This window comes from Pseudomonas capsici (genome assembly GCF_017165765.1).
GTDB lineage: Bacteria > Pseudomonadota > Gammaproteobacteria > Pseudomonadales > Pseudomonadaceae > Aquipseudomonas > Aquipseudomonas capsici.
Genome location: NZ_JAFGZD010000005.1, coordinates 195,848 through 214,866, shown reverse-complemented (window position 1 = coordinate 214,866; position 19,019 = coordinate 195,848). Strand labels below are relative to the sequence as shown.

The 19,019-nt window shown below is 59.9% G+C and carries 18 protein-coding genes; 5 read left to right on the top strand and 13 right to left on the bottom strand.

Translation table 11 applies throughout. The features are described from left to right. The first annotated feature begins 96 nt into the window (after positions 1-96). Positions 97-786, top strand: coding sequence for a DUF4197 domain-containing protein (locus JSY17_RS09180; protein WP_206400829.1), 690 nt, complete (start codon positions 97-99; stop codon positions 784-786). Between the two features lie 63 nt (positions 787-849). Here JSY17_RS09180 and JSY17_RS09175 read toward each other — a convergent pair whose 3' ends face one another. After that, on the bottom strand, positions 850-3,909 hold the full coding sequence (locus JSY17_RS09175) for an efflux RND transporter permease subunit (protein WP_200999014.1): 3,060 nt from the start codon (positions 3,907-3,909) through the stop codon (positions 850-852). A gap of 6 nt (positions 3,910-3,915) precedes the next feature. Next, on the bottom strand, positions 3,916-5,016 hold the full coding sequence (locus tag JSY17_RS09170) for an efflux RND transporter periplasmic adaptor subunit (RefSeq protein WP_206400828.1): 1,101 nt from the start codon (positions 5,014-5,016) through the stop codon (positions 3,916-3,918). Positions 5,017-5,106: 90 nt separating this feature from the next. On the opposite strand from JSY17_RS09170, the gene JSY17_RS09165 reads away from it, so the two are divergent. Further along, on the top strand, positions 5,107-5,739 hold the full coding sequence (locus JSY17_RS09165) for a TetR/AcrR family transcriptional regulator (protein ID WP_206400827.1): 633 nt from the start codon (positions 5,107-5,109) through the stop codon (positions 5,737-5,739). Here JSY17_RS09165 and JSY17_RS09160 read toward each other — a convergent pair. Then, positions 5,736-6,518: a class I SAM-dependent methyltransferase gene (locus JSY17_RS09160; protein ID WP_117182735.1), complete on the bottom strand. Its 783-nt coding sequence runs from the start codon at positions 6,516-6,518 to the stop codon at positions 5,736-5,738. The two genes, JSY17_RS09165 and JSY17_RS09160, sit on opposite strands and share 4 nt — an antisense overlap. Positions 6,519-6,614: 96 nt before the next feature. On the opposite strand from JSY17_RS09160, the gene JSY17_RS09155 reads away from it, so the two are divergent. Further along, positions 6,615-7,238 carry an energy transducer TonB gene (locus JSY17_RS09155; protein ID WP_206400825.1) on the top strand — a complete coding sequence of 208 codons (624 nt, stop codon included), beginning with the start codon at positions 6,615-6,617 and terminating at the stop codon, positions 7,236-7,238. Between the two features lie 138 nt (positions 7,239-7,376). On the opposite strand, the gene JSY17_RS09150 is transcribed toward JSY17_RS09155, so the two are convergent. The 7 genes from JSY17_RS09150 to ppc form a co-directional block, all read right to left on the bottom strand. After that, on the bottom strand, positions 7,377-8,066 hold the full coding sequence (locus JSY17_RS09150; RefSeq protein ID WP_206400823.1) for an extensin-like domain-containing protein: 690 nt from the start codon (positions 8,064-8,066) through the stop codon (positions 7,377-7,379). Positions 8,067-8,068: 2 nt separating this feature from the next. Beyond that, positions 8,069-8,902, bottom strand: a complete 834-nt coding sequence (locus tag JSY17_RS09145) for an isocitrate lyase/PEP mutase family protein (RefSeq protein ID WP_117164578.1) — start codon at positions 8,900-8,902, stop codon at positions 8,069-8,071. 55 nt (positions 8,903-8,957) lie between these two features. Further along, positions 8,958-9,821, bottom strand: coding sequence for a DUF72 domain-containing protein (locus tag JSY17_RS09140; protein ID WP_206400821.1), 864 nt, complete (start codon positions 9,819-9,821; stop codon positions 8,958-8,960). A gap of 2 nt (positions 9,822-9,823) precedes the next feature. After that, positions 9,824-10,147, bottom strand: a complete 324-nt coding sequence (locus JSY17_RS09135) for a hypothetical protein (RefSeq protein ID WP_117164577.1) — start codon at positions 10,145-10,147, stop codon at positions 9,824-9,826. Positions 10,148-10,354: 207 nt separating this feature from the next. After that, on the bottom strand, positions 10,355-11,038 hold the full coding sequence (gene tsaB / locus JSY17_RS09130) for a tRNA (adenosine(37)-N6)-threonylcarbamoyltransferase complex dimerization subunit type 1 TsaB (RefSeq protein ID WP_206400819.1): 684 nt from the start codon (positions 11,036-11,038) through the stop codon (positions 10,355-10,357). A gap of 90 nt (positions 11,039-11,128) precedes the next feature. Further along, positions 11,129-11,776, bottom strand: coding sequence for an adenylate kinase (gene adk, locus JSY17_RS09125; protein ID WP_117182730.1), 648 nt, complete (start codon positions 11,774-11,776; stop codon positions 11,129-11,131). 258 nt (positions 11,777-12,034) lie between these two features. Continuing rightward, entirely contained in the window at positions 12,035-14,671 is a 2,637-nt protein-coding gene (ppc, locus tag JSY17_RS09120; RefSeq protein WP_206400810.1) for a phosphoenolpyruvate carboxylase, read from the bottom strand. A gap of 401 nt (positions 14,672-15,072) precedes the next feature. Here ppc and JSY17_RS09115 point away from each other — a divergent pair, with 401 nt between their 5' ends. Continuing rightward, positions 15,073-15,486, top strand: a complete 414-nt coding sequence (locus tag JSY17_RS09115) for a DUF4398 domain-containing protein (RefSeq protein WP_117164573.1) — start codon at positions 15,073-15,075, stop codon at positions 15,484-15,486. 59 nt (positions 15,487-15,545) lie between these two features. Beyond that, positions 15,546-16,328, top strand: a complete 783-nt coding sequence (locus JSY17_RS09110; protein WP_117164572.1) for an OmpA family protein — start codon at positions 15,546-15,548, stop codon at positions 16,326-16,328. A gap of 54 nt (positions 16,329-16,382) precedes the next feature. Here the strand turns inward: JSY17_RS09110 and JSY17_RS09105 are convergent, their stop codons facing one another. The 3 genes from JSY17_RS09105 to JSY17_RS09095 all read right to left on the bottom strand — a co-directional run bounded on the left by JSY17_RS09105 (position 16,383) and on the right by JSY17_RS09095 (position 18,987). After that, the gene (locus JSY17_RS09105; protein ID WP_117186452.1) at positions 16,383-16,712 is read right to left on the bottom strand and encodes a hypothetical protein; all 330 of its coding nucleotides are present in this window, start codon (positions 16,710-16,712) and stop codon (positions 16,383-16,385) included. After that, positions 16,709-17,617 (bottom strand): alpha/beta hydrolase, encoded by a 909-nt coding sequence (locus tag JSY17_RS09100; RefSeq protein ID WP_206400809.1) that lies wholly within the window; start codon positions 17,615-17,617, stop codon positions 16,709-16,711. Before JSY17_RS09100 ends, JSY17_RS09105 begins: the two co-directional genes overlap by 4 nt. A gap of 92 nt (positions 17,618-17,709) precedes the next feature. Then, on the bottom strand, positions 17,710-18,987 hold the full coding sequence (locus JSY17_RS09095) for a flavohemoglobin expression-modulating QEGLA motif protein (protein ID WP_117164569.1): 1,278 nt from the start codon (positions 18,985-18,987) through the stop codon (positions 17,710-17,712). Between the last annotated feature and the right edge of the window lie 32 nt (positions 18,988-19,019).

Sequence of the window (19,019 nt, the reverse complement as noted above, 5' to 3'; positions counted from 1 at the left end):
CCACGCTTTTCAGGTTCCCTGATAACCTCAATGCAGGGTCGCGCCGATGCAAATGTCAGCGCGACTTTCAAGACTCCACAGAATAAGGATGCTGCCATGCTTCGCCCATCGTTTACCTTTGCCGGCCTGTGCGCAGGCCTGCTGCTGTCGGCCAACGTGTTTGCCCTGTCTCTGGGCGACCTGTCGCAATCGGACGCCACAGGCGGGCTCAAGGATGCACTGACCCAAGGCGCACAGGTCGCGGTCAAGCAACTGGGCGTGCCCGGTGGTTTCAGCAATAACCAGGAAGTGCGCATCGAACTGCCGGGCAATCTGGGCAAGGTCGCGAAAAAGATGAAACAGTTCGGCATGGGCGCCCAGGTCGATCAACTGGAAGCCAGTATGAACCAGGCCGCCGAAGCCGCCGTTCCCCAGGCTCAGGCCCTGCTGGTAGATGCGGTAAAGAAAATGAGCGTGGCCGACGCCAAATCGATCCTCAGCGGCGGCAAGGACTCTGCCACCCAGTACCTGAACAGCAGCAGCCGTGAACAGATCCGCGCCAAGTTCCTGCCGATCGTCAAACAGGCCACCCACAAGGTCGGCCTGGCCCAGAAATACAACGCTTTTGCCGGTCAGGCCGCAACCCTGGGCGTTCTCGACACCAAGAGCGCCAACATCGAAGGCTATGTCACCGAGCAGGCGCTCAATGGCCTGTTCGAGATGATTGCCAAGCAGGAAGAAAGCATTCGTGCCAACCCGGCAGCCGCAGCGACCGGATTGGCGAAGAAGGTGTTTGGGGCCTTGTGACAAGAGAATGATTTTTCGCGAATGAATTCGCTCCCGCACGAGCGAACCCATTCGCGAAGAGCCCTACACCCGCTTCACTCTGAACCACGCCGCATACAGCGCTGGCAGGAACAGCAGGGTCAGCGCCGTGGCGACAATCAATCCCCCCATGATCGCCACTGCCATCGGGCCGAAGAACAGGCTGCGCGACAGCGGAATCATGGCCAGAACCGCAGCCAGTGCCGTCAGCACGATCGGCCGGAAACGGCGGACCGTGGCTTCGATGATGGCGTGCCATTGATCCTGACCGCTGGCGATATCCTGCTCGATCTGGTCAACCAGAATCACCGAGTTGCGCATGATCATCCCGGACAGGGCGATGGTGCCCAGCATGGCGACGAAGCCGAACGGCTGATTGAAGATCAGCAGGAACAGCGTCACGCCGATCAGGCCCAGAGGCGCGGTCACGAACACCATGAACATGCGTGAAAAACTGCGCAGCTGGATCATCAGCAAACTCAGCACAACCACGATGAACAAAGGCACACCGGCATTCACCGAACTCTGCCCGCGAGTCGCATCCTCCACCGTACCGCCCACCTCCAGCAGATAGCCGTCAGGCAGTTCGGCACGGATCGGATCGAGAGTCGGCAAGATCTGCCGGACCAGAGTCGCCGGCTGTTCCTTGCCATAGATATCGGCACGCACGGTCACGCTGGGCAGACGATTGCGATGCCAGATAACGCCCTCTTCAAAACCATACTCCAGGGTTGCAACCTGCGACAGCGCAACACTGGTGCCGCTTTGCGTGGGCACCGCCAGACTCGACAGGGAACCCAGTTGCTCACGCTCGTTACGGGTGCCGCGCAGCAGGATTTCGATCAGCTCATCGTCCTCACGGAACTGGCTGACGCTGGAACCGGTAAGCGAATTTCTCAGGAAGGCCGAAATATCCGCCGTAGTGACGCCAAGCGCCCGCGCCCGGTCCTGATCGATATTCAAATGCACGACCTTGCTTGGCTCTTCCCAGTCCAGATGGACATTGGAGACGTGCGGGTTCTCTCTAACTTTTTCACGAACCTTGCGGGCCAGATCCCGAACCACCTCGATATGCTCCCCCGTCACCCGGAACTGCACCGGATACCCCACGGGAGGGCCGTTTTCCAGGCGTGTCACCCGTGAGCGCAAGGCGGGAAACTGCTCGTTGAGGCTGGTGATCAGCCAGGTGCGCAGGGCTTCGCGCTCTTCGATGGTATTGGCCAATACCACGATCTGGGCAAAGCTGGGCGCGGGCAGTTGCTGATCCAGCGGCAGATAGAAACGCGGCGAACCGGTGCCCACATACGCCACGTAGTTATCGATCCCGGGATGATCCTTGAGCATCTGCTCCAGCCGGGTGACCTGCTCGGTGGTGTTGTGCAGGGACGATCCCTCCGCCAGTTTCAGATCGACCATCAGCTCCAGTCGTCCCGATGCCGGGAAGAACTGCTGCGGAACGAAACGGAACATCACCACCGACAAGACAAACAGCGCGACGGTGGCGACAATCACCGTCTTGCGCCGCTCTACGCACCAGCCCACCAGCGCACGCACACGCTTGTACATGGGCGTTGCGTAAGGATCGGGGGCGTCAGCACCATGTTTGGCCGCATGAATCTTCGCCAGATCCGGCAACAGACGGTCGCCCAGATACGGTACGAACATCACTGCGACAATCCAGGAAGCAATCAGGGCAATGGTCACGACCTGAAAGATCGAGCGGGTATATTCCCCGGTGCCTGACTGTGCAGTGGCAATCGGCAGGAAACCGGCGGCGGTAATCAGCGTACCGGTCAGCATCGGAAAGGCCGTGCTGGTCCAGGCGAAGCTGGCTGCCTTGAGCCGGTCGTAACCCTGCTCCATCTTGATGGCCATCATTTCCACGGCAATGATCGCGTCATCCACCAGCAAGCCCAACGCCAGTACCAGGGCGCCGAGGGAAATCTTGTGCAGGCCGATCCCCAGGTAATACATGGTGGCGAAGGTCATGGCCAATACCAGCGGAATCGCCAGGGCAACCACCATGCCGGTGCGCACACCCAGAGAGAAGAAGCTCACCAGCAAAACGATGATCAGCGCTTCGGCCAGCACCTGAACGAACTCGCCCACGCCGGTCTTCACCGCAGCCGGCTGATCGGAAACCTTGCGCAGTTGCATGCCGGCCGGCAGGTTGTTCTGCAGACGGGCAAACTCACTCTCCAGGGCACGGCCCAGCACCAGAATGTCGCCGCCATCCTTCATGGCCACAGCCAGGCCGATGGCATCCTCATTCATGAAACGCATGCGCGGTGCCGGTGGATCATTGAAGCCGCGGTGCACTTCGGCCAGATCGCTGATGCGCAATGTGCGATCACCGACCCGGATCGGGAAGTTGCGAATCTCGTCCACCGACTGAAAGCGCCCGCTGACCCGCATCTGGATACGCTCGGCCGGGGTTTCGAAGAAGCTGGCAGACGACACCGCATTCTGCGCCTCAAGAGCCTGCTGCACGGTTTGCATGGGCAAGCCCAGAGTAGCCAGCTTGACGTTTGACAGCTCGATCCAGATCTTCTCGTCCTGCAGGCCGATCAGCTCGACCTTGCCGACATCCTTGACCCGTTGCAAACGTATCTGGATGCGCTCGGCATAGTCCTTGAGCACCGCGTAGTCGAACCCTTCGCCGCTCAATGCATAGATGTTGCCGAACGTGGTGCCGAACTCATCGTTGAAAAACGGCCCCTGCACGCCAGGAGGCAGGTTCTGGCGGATATCACCGATCTTCTTGCGCAACTGATACCAGAGCTCGGGGACTGCCGCCGAAACGAGCGAGTCGCGCGCCATGAACGTGACGGTCGACTCCCCGGGCCGCGAGAACGATGTAATACGTTCGTACTCGCCGGTTTCCATCAGTTTCTTTTCGATCTTGTCGGTCACCTGCCGCGCCACTTCCTCGGCACTGGCTCCCGGCCACAAGGTACGAATCACCATGGCTTTGAAAGTGAAAGGAGGATCTTCGCTTTGTCCAAGCTTGGTGTAGGAAAGCGCACCAACAACTGCCAGCACGATCATCAGATACAGAACGACCTGGCGGTGACGCAACGCCCATTCGGAAAGATTGAAATGCATCCGTGCCTACTCCCCGGCAGCCATTTTTACCGCACGATTGCTGCGGTCCACCGGACGGATCCGCTCGCCTTCACGCAGCACATGCACCCCGGCGGCGACAATCCAGTCGGTTTCTTTCAGGCCGTCGAGCACCGGCACCGACTCCTGCCCGTATGCCCCAAGCTGCACGGGAGCACGTTTGATAATGCCATCAGGACTGACCCGCCAGACGTAACTGACGCCATTTTCCGAGGTGACCGCCGAGAGTGGCACAGACAACGGAACCGCCTGTTCTGCCGCGATGAACACCCGGGCGCTCTGGCCCAGTTCGACCGGAACCCGACCGGTGGCAAAGGCAATGCGCGCAGCAAAGGTCCGGGAACGCGGATCGGCTGCCGGTGACAACTCACGGATACGACCGGCAAAACGCTGATCGCGCTGACTCCACAGTTCGACCGAAACCGGCTGGCCCACCTTGAAGCGGGCAAAATTCTGCTCCGGCAGGCTGATCAGGACTTCACGCTCGCCATCTGCCGCCAGGGTAAACACCGTCTGGCCGGCTGCAACCACTTGCCCGACTTCCACCGAGCGACCGGCGATGACGCCGTCCTGGGAGGCGCGCAAAACGGTATAGCGGGTCTGGTTGTCGGCGACGGTCAACTCGGCCTTGATCTGCTTGAGCCGGGCTTCGCCGGAGCGATAGAGGTTTTCCGCGTTGTCATATTGCGAGCGGCTGACCATCTGGCGATCGAGCAGGGTCTTGTAGCGATCACGCTCGGAACGTACCAGATTCAGATTGGCTTCTGCGGCTGCGACCTGGGCGCGGGTCGCTTCCAGTTGCAGCCGAACGTCCTCGGCATCCAGTTCCGCCAGCGGCTGATCGGCCTTGACCCTCTGCCCTACTTCCACCAGACGCTTGCTGACCTTGCCACCGATGCGGAACGCCAGCTCAGGCTCGAAACGAGCGCGCACTTCGCCGGGATAACTATCCACCGATTGGGAGGAAAGCAGTGGCTGAACCACCATGGCCGGGCGCACAACCGCAGGCGCAGCCACTTCCTGACTGCATGCTGTCAGCAATGACAACAGACAGACCGGCACGACGAGAGACAAAACATCGCGGAACATGATGTGGACCTTTGCACAATAGGGCTTGGAATAATTGTACTGGCGAGTATATTAAAATTTTTCAAACTCTCCAGTTCATTATTTCAACATATGCCAAATACTTCGTTACCCTCAGGTCCGGGTCGTCCCAAGGACCCGGAAAAGCGCAAAGCCATTCTCGAAGCCGCGAAAGATCTCTTCGTGCGCCACGGTTATGGCAACACTAGTATGGACAGCATCGCCGCCGAAGCAGGCGTCTCCAAGCTCACGGTCTACAGCCATTTCACCGACAAGGAGACGCTGTTCTCTGCCGCGGTAGTCGCCCGCTGCGAAGAACAGATGCCCGCCCTGTTCGTGCATTTGAGCAGTGACCTGCCGGTGGAAACGGTGTTGCTGAATGTCGCCCGCGCCTTTCAGGCACTGATCAACAGCCCCGAGTCCCTGGAACTGAATCGACTGATGGTCAACCTCGGCACCCAGGACCCGAAACTGTCGATGATCTTCTTCGAGGCAGGCCCGCAACGCATTCTCAACGAGATGGAACGCCTGCTGATCCAGATCGACAAGGCAGGCGACCTGCACATCGAATCTCCGAGAACCGCCGCCGAGCACTTTCTGACCATGGTCAAAGGACTCTGCCATTTCCGTCTTCTGGTAGGCTGCGGAGAGTTGCCCGACGCCGAAAGCGCCGAGCAGCATGTGCGGGAGGTAGTGGAGCTGTTCATGCGGGCTTACAGGGTTTAGCCCTTGAGCGCCTTTTTCGGATAGATGTCATAACGGCTGGATTTGCCATCCAGCGCATAGCCCGGTTTAGGGCCTGCGATGCAGGGAGCCTTGCGCGGACGCTTGACCACCACGCGGTGAGTCGCCAGAGCCAGGGCGGCCTCCAGCAGAGCGGGGGCGTCCATGTCATCGCCCACCAGAGGACGGAACAGGCGCATTTCCTTTTTCACCAGTGCGGTCTTTTCGCGATGGGGGAACATCGGGTCGAGGTAGATCACCTGCGGCGGCTCGCCCTCCCAGGCGCGGATCAGCTCGATGGAATTGCCGGTCAGCAGACGCATCTGCGCAATGATTGCTCCGACATCGGCATCCTGAAGTCCGCGCAGCAAACCATCCTCCAGCAAGGCGGCAATGATCGGCTGACGCTCGATCAGGCTCATTTCACAGCCCAGGCTGGCCAGCACGAACGCATCCTTGCCCAGCCCCGCCGTGGCATCCAGAACCCTTGGCCGCACACCCGGCTGAATGCCGACGGCCTTGGCGATCATCTGTCCGCTGCCCCCGCCGAACAGACGACGATGAGCCACCGCCCCTTCCACGAAGTCCACTCGCACAGGGCCGGGAACATCATCGCCCAGTTGCTGCAATTGCAGGCCAGCGTCGGTCACTTGCAGGGCAAAGTCAGCCTGTTCATCCTGCAAAGGCAGGTTCAGACGCTGCGCCCACCGGGATGCCTGATCCTGTCCGCTCACCGTCAGGGCTTCGACCCGTATACGACTGCCCGCTTGCTGCTCACTCATTCGTTGCACACACTCAAAAAATGTTAATGATCGGCAAAATCTGCCGATAACCAAGTATCCGGCATTTTGCCAGACCCAAGGCCAGAACTGATCGCTATGTCTGAGATTGTTCAATCATCCATCGGCTACCTGTCGCACGCAGGCGACTACAGCCTCAGCAACAGCCGCACCCTCACCGGTGTCACGCAGTTGTGGTCGGATGCATTTGCCCGGGCGATGGCAGAACAGATCGGTGATGGCAGCAAGCCTGAGCAAGCGCCGATCAAGATCGAAGTCGATGTTGAAACCGGCGAACCGGTCACTGGCGCACGGACCCTGAGCAAGATTGTCGAGCAGCGCGCCTGCCCGGTCACCGACACCCAGGTCAAGCCACCAGAGCCGCTGTTCCTGCCGATTGCCGAATTCGAACTCGACCTGCTGCCACCGGCTCCCGAGCCGTTCAGCATCAGCGAAATCATCGAACAGCAACGCCACCTGGAATTCGATAGCAACTGGGTTCGCCCGACCGTGCTCAACCCTTACAACTACAACGGCAACCCTGGTCCCGGCCCACAACCGCGTCCTCTGCATCTGCCGATTGCCGAGTTCGAATGGGAACTGGCCGACAAGCCTGCCCTGCCACTTGACGAAGAAACCGTCCAGGCCCAACAGCGCCAGTTCGACTATGAAAATGGCTGGGCGCGTCCACTGATCCTGCAAAACCTGCGCATGGCAGCCTAGGCTCTGTACGAAATGTTTTCGAGCGAAGGTGAGGCAAGGCAAAAATAGGCGAGGAAGCGGAGTTTACTGGTGTAAATGAGCATTCCGAGCCTGTTTTTAACGCAGCATCATCGAGCGCAGATACATTTCGTACAAAGCCTAACGACACACCTGCCACAACCCCATGTCCAGATGGAAATGATCACGATGCGCCGCGTTGTACTCCGGCCCTAGCACCGTGCTGAAGTTCTTGCAGGCCCCATCGCGTACCAGCTTCAGAAACCTTCCCTTGTCACCCTCGTCATTCCAGTCCTTGAGCAGATTGACTCTCTGCCCGTCAGCCAGACGAAATCCTGCAATATCCAGAGCATTGGCAGTGGCGTGCTGGCTGAGGCGGCTATTGGCGCGGTTGTAGACGTTGCGACAGGCAAAGCTGCCCAAGTGATCGATCCGTGCAACGCGCTGGCCAAACACCGTCTGGGCGGCGGGCTGCAAGGTGTGGATATCGAACAGCGCGTAGGCAACGGCCAGCGGGCAACTGGCCAGGAAACTGCTGCTCAAGGCGATGTCGCCGCCCTGTATGCGCAAGGTATTCTGCAGGGGGCATCGGGCAGACGGATCGCTGTCGGCCTGACGACTGTAGCGCAGGCTCGATGAATCCAGCGCCAGATCGCACAACACCGGGTCATCCTTCAGCCGCGCCAGCTTGAAGGGCGTCAGCAGGTTGGGTTCGAGTCGCACATCCAGAGGCGCCCATGGGTTCCATTGCGGCGGAACATCGACCCAGCCTCGCCAGACCGCAATCACGGCTGCCGCACAGAACAGCAGGCCCAGCAGAAAAATCCGCATCTTCAGCTTTTGAACAGGGCATTGAGCTGAGCGAATGGCAATGCCTGCTCGGCGTAGCTGAAGGTGCCTTGGGTGCGGATCTCTTCGGCGGCCCGATAAAGCGCTCCCCAGGCTGCACGCGCCATGGAAGAGCCCACGCTGATGCGCTTGACGCCACATTCGCTCAGGTCCGCCACCGACAAGGTCACGCCGCCAAGCCCCATCAGCACGTTCACGGGCCGGGGTGCGACAGCACGGACCACCGCGATGACTTCCTCCCGGGTCCGCAATCCCGGCGCATACAGAACATCGGCACCGGCTTCGGCATAGGCCTCAAGGCGGCGCAGGGTGTCGGCGAAATCCAGCCGACCATGCAACAGGTTCTCGGCACGGGCCGTCAACAGAAAGGGAAACGGCAGGCCATGGACCGCAGCAGCCGCCGCCCTGACCCGCTCGACGGACAGCTCGAAATCGTATATGGGATCTGCCGCGTCACCACTGGCATCTTCGATGGAGCCACCGACAATTCCGGTCGCCGCAGCCTTCAGCAAGGTGTCGGCACAATCTTCGGGGCTGTCGGCAAAACAGTTCTCCAGATCGGCCGCCACGGGCAAGTCCGTTGCAGCGACGATGGCCGCGATATTTTCCAGGGCTTCACCACGACCGATCGCACCTTCGGCATCGGCTCGCCCCAGGCTGAAGGCCAATCCGGCACTGGTGGTCGCCAAAGCCTCGAAGCCCAGCGAAGCCAGCAGCTTTGCCGAGCCCGCATCCCATGGGTTGGGAATCACAAAGGCGCTGTCGCGCTCATGCAAGGCCTTGAAGGTTTGTGCCCGATGCAGTTGTCGAGAGTCCATGAGCGTTTCCAGGTCATCGTGATAGAGGGATCTATTGAACCCACAACTATCGACCTCAGAGCAAGCCCAGTTGCTCCACTTGCGGACCACGATCCAGCTCGGGCAATGGCGGCAGCCCCGGCAGGCGCGCCATCAGAAACCGATGAAAACGCTGAGCCAGGTCAGGCGCCTTCAGGTTGTCCGGGGTGTGCAGAAACACGTAGGGGGTACGTCCTTCCTCGATCCAGACGGCAACCTTTTCGATCCATTGGGTCAGGAACGGGTCATTGTCCTCCAGCACCGGGCGACCAATGAAGCGAACCTGTGGCGAATGGGTCAAGGCTGCCGGACGTGTCGGCACCCGGGGTTTCTTGGACTGGGCATGCAGCACCGCGGGGTCCGTGGAGACACAACTGAACAGTGCCCGGGAATCCAGGCAGATCCGCTCGATGCCACGGTCCAGCAGAAGGCGGTTGAGCATGCGCTCTTCGTCGCCCTTCTCGAAAAAAGCCATGTGCCGCACCTCAACCGCCAGAGGTACATTGAGTTCATCGAGAAAACCTGCCAGCTCCGCCAGACGCTGAGGCGAAAAACTGGCCGACAATTGCAGCCAGAATGGCGAGACACGCTCACCAAGGGGAGCAAGCAGCTTTACAAAGGCTTCAGCGGCCTCCAGTTGCAGGCGCAGGTCGCCATCGTGGCTGATATCTCTGGGAAACTTGGCTGTGAAACGAAAATTCTGCGGCAGGACTTCAGCCCAGCGCTGGACAGTGGCGGGTGCGGGACGCGCATAGAACGTGGTGTTGCCTTCAACGACATTGAAGACCTGGGCATAAAGGCGCAGGAAGTCGGTGGGACGGGCATCTTCCGGGTAGAACGATTCACGCCAGGCGCTTTCGCTCCATGACGGACATCCCAGATAGTAAGGCAGGCTGGACACGGTCAGACGTGGAGATCGAGCCCCGACACTTCCAGATCCCAATCCACAAAACTGGCAGTGGTCAGATAGCTGGCCAAAGCGTTGGCGACACGAGTGCTCATGGAACGAGGGAAGATGATGTCCTGAGGACGGGCTGGCACGTTGGCAGTGGCGCCAATCTGCGCTTCACCTGAGGATTCACGACGCGAAGCCTGAGCAGGCCGCGCAGGCAATTCGACTTCAACATCGCCATCGATTTCTTCAAAGGTGCCTTCAACGGTCGAAGGAGCCTTCTTCGGCTTTCGCTTGATGGGGTATGAACGTGATGAGGGTCCGTCTATGCGCATCGATATCTACTCGGCGTCTTGTAGTGGCAATTTAACGTCACAGGCCGGGACTTGGCAAATACGTGAACGATAACTAGACCACACATATTGCAGATTGTTTATGCCGCCGAGCATAACTAACGAATTAGTCGACAAGTGGTAGATGGCTAATTGATATTTCGATGGCTTTTTTGCTTGTTTCGTGAATGCAGGAATTACCCCTGCATCTCAGCGAACCTGAGGCCCTTTGGGAGTAGCCACCTTGTCACGCAGATAGACAGGCTGGGCGTCGTCCGCAGGAATAGCTTCGCCACGCTTCCAGGCAAAAGTCGCCAGGGTCAACAGGTCCTGAGCATGGGGCAGCATGCTGGCGTCCTGACCAACCAGCGAGACCGGCATGCGCTCGGCATACCCCCAGCCAGTGCCTGAACCGAACCATTGGCCGCTGGCATCTAGCGGCAGTGCTACCTGCTCGGGAGGCAGCACCGCTTCGCTCCCCACCAGACGCATCTCCCCTGCGGTCTCGCGATAGCAGCCCCAATAGACTTCGTCCATACGTGCATCGATAGCCGAAGCCACCTGCTGGGCTCCGTACTCGCGGCAGGCACGCTGCGCCAGAACCGCCAGGTTCGAGACCGGCAACACCGGACGCTCCAGCGCGAAGGCCAGCCCCTGAACCACACCGATGGCGATACGCACGCCAGTGAAGGCTCCCGGACCGCGACCGAAAGCAATGGCATCCAGCGCCGACATGGCAATGCCCGCCTCGGCCAGCAGTGCCTTGATCATGGGCAGCAGGCGCTGGGCATGCAGACGCGGGATCACCTCATAGTGGCTCAGTACCTTGCCGTCATGCAGCAAAGCGACCGAGCAGGCTTCAGTGGCGGTGTCCAGGGCCAGCAAGGTGGTCATCGGTGTATCCGTCTTCGTTGGAAAAAGTGACGCAGTATAAATGACAAATGGCCCGCAAGCGGGCCATTGTTGAACTCAGGCCTTACGGACTCAGCTCAGTGCAGCAAGCACCTTGGAAGTGATCGCTTCAACGGAACCGACACCTTCGATATGGCTGCACTTGGGCTTGCCATTCTTCTTGCTCAGTTCGTTGTAGAACTCGACCAGCGGCTTGGTCTGGGAATGGTAGACCGACAGGCGATGACGCACGGTTTCTTCCACGTCGTCCTTGCGCTGTACCAGTGGCTCGCCGGTGACGTCGTCGACACCTTCCTTCTTCGGCGGGTTGTGCTGCACGTGGTAGACGCGCCCGGAAGCTTCATGAACACGACGACCCGAGATGCGCTGAACGATTTCTTCGTCATCGACTGCGATTTCCACCACATGATCGATATCCAGACCAGCATTCAACAGGGCTTCGGCCTGAGGAATGGTGCGCGGGAAACCATCGAACAGTACGCCGTTCTTGCAGTCGGGCTGGGACAGACGATCCTTGATCAGGCCGATGATCAGGTCATCGGAAACCAGACCGCCCGAGTCCATGACACTTTTAGCCTTCAGACCCAGCTCTGTGCCGGCCTTGACCGCTGCGCGCAGCATGTCGCCAGTCGAAACCTGCGGGATGCCGAATTTTTCAGTGATGAATTTTGCCTGAGTACCTTTACCGGCCCCCGGAGCTCCCAGCAGAATCACGCGCATCGTCATGTTCCTCAAATTTTTATAGTCAATCGTCGGATTCGCCTCTTGGGCCAATCTGAAAAATAAACGTCGGCCAAAGGCCAAAAGGCTGACCAAGATACACAGCAGACACAGGCCGCACAAGACGCCAAAAGTCGCAGCAACCCAAGGCATGACGGCAGTTGCGCCCACCTGCGCAACCCCGTGCCTGCTCAACCCGCTTTCCCGCAATACACATCTGTCCCGACAATGGCCTGCAAGCGACCGCAGTCCAACCTGTCAGCCGGTATTGCGCAGTCCGGCTGCAATGCCCGCAACAGACACCAGTAAAGCCAGTTCCAGAGGACTGTCCAGGCTGGCCTCACGATGTCGGGACCGGGCCAGAAGCTCGGCCTGCAACAGATGCAGCGGGTCCAGATAGGTGTTGCGCAGACTGATGAATTCCAGGGTTTCCGGGCTATGCGCCAGCAGTTGCTGCTGCCCGGTGAGCCCCAGGACAACCTTGCACGCCTGCGACAATAGGCCGCGCAGGTGCGAGCCCAAATGTTGCAGTTCAGCGCTCACCAGCCGGTCATCGTAGAGCTGGGCGATGTCCGAGTCAGCCTTGGCCAGCACCATTTCCAGCATATCGATACGGGTGCGGAAGAATGGCCATTGTTCGCGCATCTGCGCCAGCACATCCCCTTCGCCGCGTTCCAGGGCCTTGCTCAGGGCCGCTTCCCAACCGAGCCAGGCCGGCAGCATCAGGCGCGTCTGGGTCCAGGCGAAGATCCAGGGGATGGCCCGCAGGCTCTCGACACCGCCCGCACGACGCTTGGCCGGACGACTTCCCAGCGGCAAGCGGCCCAATTCCTGCTCGGGCGTGGCCTGACTGAAATACTCGACGAACTCAGGGTTTTCCCGCACTACAGCCCGGTAGGCATTCACCCCGTCGGTCGCCATCTGGTCCATCATTTGCCGCCAGGACGGCTCCGGCAAAGGAGGCGGCAGCAGGGTCGCTTCCAGGACGGCAGCCAGATAAAGGTTGAGGTTCTGCTCGGCAATGTCCGGCAGTCCGAATTTGAAACGAATCATTTCGCCCTGTTCGGTGGTGCGGAAACGCCCTGCAACCGAACCCGGCGGTTGCGACAGAATCGCCGCATGGGCCGGGCCACCACCGCGTCCGACCGTGCCACCGCGGCCATGGAACAGCAGCAGTTCGACTTGCTGCTCGCGGCAGATCTCCACCAGTTTCTCCTGCGCCCGGTACTGCGCCCAGGCTGCTGCGGTGGTGCCCGCGTCCTTGGCGGAGTCCGAATAACCGATCATCACTTCCTGCGGACCGTGCAGCCGCGAGCGGTAGCCAGGCAAGCCCAGAAGACGCTCGATCACCGGCCCCGCGTTATCCAGGTCAGCCAGAGTCTCGAACAGCGGAACGACGCGCATCGGCCGCTGCAGGCCGGCCTCCTTGAGCAGCAGCTGCACCGCGAGCACATCCGAAGCGGCACCCGCCATGGAGATCACGTAGGAACCCAGCGAGGCCGCCGGTGCGGCCGCCACTACCCGGCACGTTGCCAGAACTTCGGCGGTGTCGGCAGCCGGTTTGAAATGAGCGGGAAGCAAGGGACGACGGTTATTCAGTTCACGCAACAGGAAATCGATGCGCGCAGCCTCATCCCAGTCCTCGTAACGGCCCAGGCCCAGATAGTCGGTGATTTCGGTCATGGCCGCGCAATGACGGCTGGAGTCCTGGCGCACGTCCAGACGCACCAGAAACAGTCCGAAGGTCACTGCACGGCGCAGGCAATCGAGCAATGGACCGTCGGCAATCACGCCCATGCCGCATTCATGCAGCGACTGGTAACACAGCATCAGGGGCTCAAGCAGCTCGTGGTTGTCGTTCAGCACGGCATCCGTTGCAGGCTGTGGCGTGGCCAGCGAAGCGTTGGCCCAATTGCGGGTGGCCCTGAGGCGTTCACGCAAGCGCTTGAGTTCGGCGCGGTAGGGTTCGGCGCTGTCACCGACACTGGCGCGCAAGGCATCGCTGGCCTGTTGCATGGAAAGATCGGCCGCCAGTTGATCCACATCCCGCAGGAACAGATCGGCCGCCATCCAGCGCGCCAGCAGCAGGACTTCACGGGTAACGCTGGCTGTGACATTGGGGTTGCCGTCCCGGTCGCCGCCCATCCACGAAGCGAAGCGGATCGGTGCAGCCTCCAGTGGCAAATGCAGCCCGGTCGCCGCCTGCAGCGCCTGGTCGGCCTTGCGCATGTAGCTTGGGATCGCATGCCAGAGCGAGTGCTCGATGACCGCAAACCCCCATTTGGCCTCATCCACCGGAGTGGGTCGGATACGGCGGATTTCTTCGGTGTGCCAGGCTTCGGCGATCAGGCGTTGCAGTCGGGAAGTGATCTGTTCGCGCTCGATGCTGTTGAGATCCCGATGGTCCAGCGCCGCCAGTTGCGCCGCAATGGCGTCGTATTTCTGGATCAGTGTACGACGTGCCACCTCGGTGGGATGCGCCGTGAGTACCAATTCGATCTCCAGCTTGCCCAACTGGCGGGCCAGCGCCTCGGGAGAGTGGCCTTCAGCCTTGAGACGATCCAGCAATTCGGGCAGGACCCGCGACTCGAAAGGCTGGGGCTGGGAGTCATCGCGACGGCGCATCAATTGATACTGCTCGGCGATATTGGCCAGGTTCAGAAACTGGTTGAAGGCTCGCGCCACGGGTAGCAGTTCGTCATCGTCCAGACTGTCGACACTGGAACTCAACTGCTCGGCACCTGCCGCAGAGCCTCGCCTGCCAGCCTTCGCACCTTTGCGAATACGCTCGATCTTGTCGAGAAAGGCGGCCCCGCGCTGCTCGCGAATCGTGTTACCCAGAAGCTCGCCCAGCAAGTGGACGTCTTCGCGCAAACGTGCATCGATATCGGCCATCGTTCTCTCTCCCCCTTTCTTGTATGAGTCGCTTGTATGGGTAGCTTTCAATGAACAGTGCGCCAACAGTGCACCAAAACCTGTGTCGCGACAAATTCTTGCATTCCGATAACTGTCGAGCCGCCTTCTGGCGAGCACGCTTAAACCGTCCCGCAAGCCCGGCCCTGCCTGCCCTTTCCCGCTTGCAGACTCTATTTCCCTGACCTCACCGAACGCCATCAAGCGAAGCGTCCGGGGGATAAATCCTGACCATGTCGAAGAAATTTCACTGAACTATTCAAAAAAGCCACAGGTCGGAGCCATTGACCATTACAGAAAGCCACAAGGCAGCGGGAACACACCCTGAAGCCTTCCGGCCAGGAAAACTGACTGTCATGGATAACCACGTTCGGAGTCTGACAATGGAGTTGATCACCATGAACACCCTTACTGCCAAATCCAAGTTCAAAAGCCTGCGCGGGTTGAAACTGGCTGCCCTGGCCCTGGGTAGCACCTTCATTCTGGCCGGTTGCGCGGGAAATCCACCAACCGAGCAATACGCAGTGACTCAGTCAGCCGTCAACAGTGCCGTCAGCGCTGGCGGGACCGAGTACGCCGCAGTAGAAACCAAGGCCGCTCAGGACAAGCTCAAGCAAGCCGATCTGGCGATGCAGGACCATAAATACGACGAAGCCCGCCGTCTGGCCGAGCAGGCCGAATGGGATGCTCGTGTAGCCGAACGTAAAGCCCAGGCCGCCAAAGCCGAGAAAGCCGTGCAGGATGCCCGTCAGGGCGTCGAAGAACTACGTGAAGAAGGCCTGCGTCAGGTGCAGTAAGCACAGATCGCACCCTGCGTTTTTCATGCATTGCTAATTGATTAAAGGACGATCCTATTATGCGCAAACAATTGATGATCCCTGCCCTGCTGGCCATGAGCGTAGCCCTGGCGGCCTGTGCCACCAAACCGAACCCGAATCTGGAACAGGCGCGCAGCAACTTCTCCGCCCTGCAGAGCAACCCGCAGGCCACCAAGGTCGCCGCCCTTGAAACCAAGGACGCCAGCGACTGGCTGGACAAGGCTGACAAAGCGTTCCGCGACAAGGAAGACGAGAAAAAAGTCGACCAGTTGGCTTACCTGACCAATCAGCGCGTTGAACTGGCCAAAGAGACCATCAACCTGCGCACTTCCGAAGCAGCCCTGCAAAACGCCTCGGCAGAACGCGCCAAGGCCCGCCTGGACGCTCGCGATGCACAGATCGCCCAGCTCAAGAACAGCCTGAACGCCAAGCAGACCGAACGCGGCACCCTGGTGACCTTCGGTGACGTGCTGTTCGACCTGAACCGTGCCGACCTGAAACCGGGCGCACAGGGCAACATCGCCAAGCTTGCGCAGTTCCTGCAGGAAAACCCTGATCGTAAAGTGATCGTCGAAGGCTATACCGACAGCACCGGCTCCGCGTCCTACAACCAGTCGCTGTCCGAAAGCCGCGCCAACTCGGTACGTGCTGCTCTGGTCCGCGTAGGTGTAGACCCGTCCCGCATCGTGGCAACCGGCTATGGCAAGGAATACCCGGTAGCTGACAACAGCAGCAACTCGGGCCGCGCCATGAACCGCCGCGTGGAAGTGACCATTTCCAACGACAACCAGCCAGTGGCACCGCGTTCTTCGCTGCGTTAAGCGCAAGAGCCCGTTGACCCAAAGCCCCGCCTGCTTCGCGCAGGCGGGGCTTTTTCATGGTTTCAATTGCTGTGGTGTCTCTTGCCCCATGCAACGAACGGCCTGTTTCCTGTTGTTGACCAGCACGCCGGTCAGCCCTTTCTGGGACGTGTCGAACAGCACCAGTACGCCATCGATGCATTGCGCCACTTCGGCGGCCGGGGTCGCAGCGATCTTGTAGTCCTCGCCCGGCACTGTCTTGAGCATGGTGAAGTCACTGAGCAACAGGGCATCTTCGGGTTTGGCGAAATGCAGGTAGCCGTAGTACCAGAGGCAACCGACCGTACCGATGATGGTGCCGATACCGGTCAGGATCAGTGGAATGAGGTTACGCTCTTCGCTCATTTGAGGCTCTCTGCAGATTCGGCTGGAATATCGGATGGATAGTTGGGGACTTCGCCCAGACGGCGCAGGCCATTGAAATGCTGCGGGTCTTCCAGGTAGCGCAGCATCACCTGACGCCAGAGCGGGTCGGAGAAGGTCTGTACGTGCCCGCCACGGGTCAGTTGCAGCACCCGGGGCAGAGGCGCGGCCTTGTAGAGGCTGATGCCATTGGAAAGCGGCACCAGGGTGTCGTCCATGCTCTGGAAGAGCATCATCGGCGTCCCCTTGAGTTGAGGCAGGCCGTTGATGGCGCTGTCGGCATCGGGGATCAGCCAGGACAGCGGCGTTTTCAACGGCCAGGTGAGCCAGGAAGTGCCGAGGGTATAGCGGGCGACATCCCGATAGCTGGCGGGCACTCCGTCAAGAATCAGCGCCTTGAGCCTGCTGCGCTGCTCGGGGTGCTGCGACAGATAGTGCACACCCAGCGCACCGCCAATGCTCTGCCCCAATACCACAAGAGGTTTGCCTTGTATCTGGGGCTCGGCATCCAGCCAGTCGAATGCGGCCTGAATGTCCTGATAGATCGCCGGTATGCTCGGCGAGCCTTCGGATAACCCGTAACCGCGATAGTCCAGCATCAGGACCTGATAGCCCTGCTCGGGCAACCACCAGCTCCCGCCCAGATGCCACGACAGGTTGCCGCCATTGCCATGCAGATGCAGCACCGTGCCCTTGACCGGCACGCCTTCCTTTGCGGGTAGCCACCAGGCATGCACCCGCGTGCCATCGGCGGCGGTCAGGGTGACGTCACGGTATTGAAGATGAGCCTTGTCGGGCGTGAACGGCAAGCCGCGCTCCGGGTAGAACAGCATCGAACTGCAGCCAGTGAGGCTGAAGACCAACGCCAGAATGCTGATCAGCTTCAAGTGGGAATCCTTTGGGGCTATTCACGAATGAATTCGCTCCAACGGAATCATGTCCAGGCAGGAGCGAATTCATTCGCGAAAAAAGAGGGCAGCTACAGAATATTCGAATAGTCGGCTTCGATACGATCCAGACTCAGGTGGTTGAGGAAGTTGGAGAAGCACATCCAGGCCGACAGAGCATTCATGTCACGGAACTGGTCGGGCAGGTATTTGGGTGCAACCACCAGTCCTTCATCCACCAGTTGACGCAAGGTCCGCATATCTTCCAGCGTGGTCTTGCCACAGAACAACAGCGGAACCTGTTCGAGCTTGCCCTTGCGCACGGCCAACTGAATATAGTTGTAAACCATGATGAAACCCTTGAGGTAGGACAAGTCTTTGGTGAATGGCAGCCCGTTGGGCGTCGATCCACGGAAGACACGGCTGGCATTGCCGTAGCTTTCCGGCATGCCGAAGCCCTGCTCGCGATAGAACTCGAACACCTGCAGGAAATCGGCGCCCTCCTCGGCCATATGGATGGCGCGGGTCCGGTTGGTCAATTTGCGCAGGCGGCTGGGGTAGGACGCGAACGCGATGACTTCCATGAGGATCGCCAGCCCTTCCTGGGTCACGGTCGATGAGGGCGGCCCCTTGGACAGGAAGGTGCAGATCGGCTGATTCTGGCCATTGAGCGTGGTGCCGACATGCACCAGCCCTTCATGGACCTCAAGCGCACGCACATCCCGCTCGTTGAACATGGCGTCGGTGCGGATCTTGATGTAATCGGCACCTGCCGCCGCATCGGCGACGATACCGTCGGACTCGAACACCCGAATGGTTTCCTCGGCCTCGCCAAACACCCTGTTCAGGCGGCTCTGCAGCAGGGTCACGGCATCCTTGGCGGTCAGTAACTTGGGCTCGTCCTTGAGGTCGCCACGCCCGGCAATGTTGTTCAGATAATCCGAAAGCATCAGCCCCAGATCGGCCAGGGTTGGATCGCCGGCATGGAATGCATCGGAGGCCGCGCCGTACAGTTCCTGGGAAATCAGCCCGAAATCCGGCGTGCCGCGGGCTTCGAGCATGCGAATCACCATGCGGTATTCCTTGCACATGCGGCGCATGATCTGCCCGACCGGGTTGAACTGGCCCAACTGGCGGGTGATATCGCGCTCGATGTTCTGGAATTCCAGCTTCAAGGCCCCGGAGTCGAAGCCAAGAGGACGATTCTCGTAGTAAGCACGATCCACGGCGGGGAGTGCCTTGCCTTTGGCGGCGAGAAAATCCTTGCGGACCTTTTCATCCCACTTCACCGCATCCAGTACACGAATGGGTGTCTGGGCCACGACTATCCGATCCGATAACGCACGAATGGTTTGCTGGTACTCGTCCACCCGGTACTCCTTGGCTGACGGGCTGCTGCCCT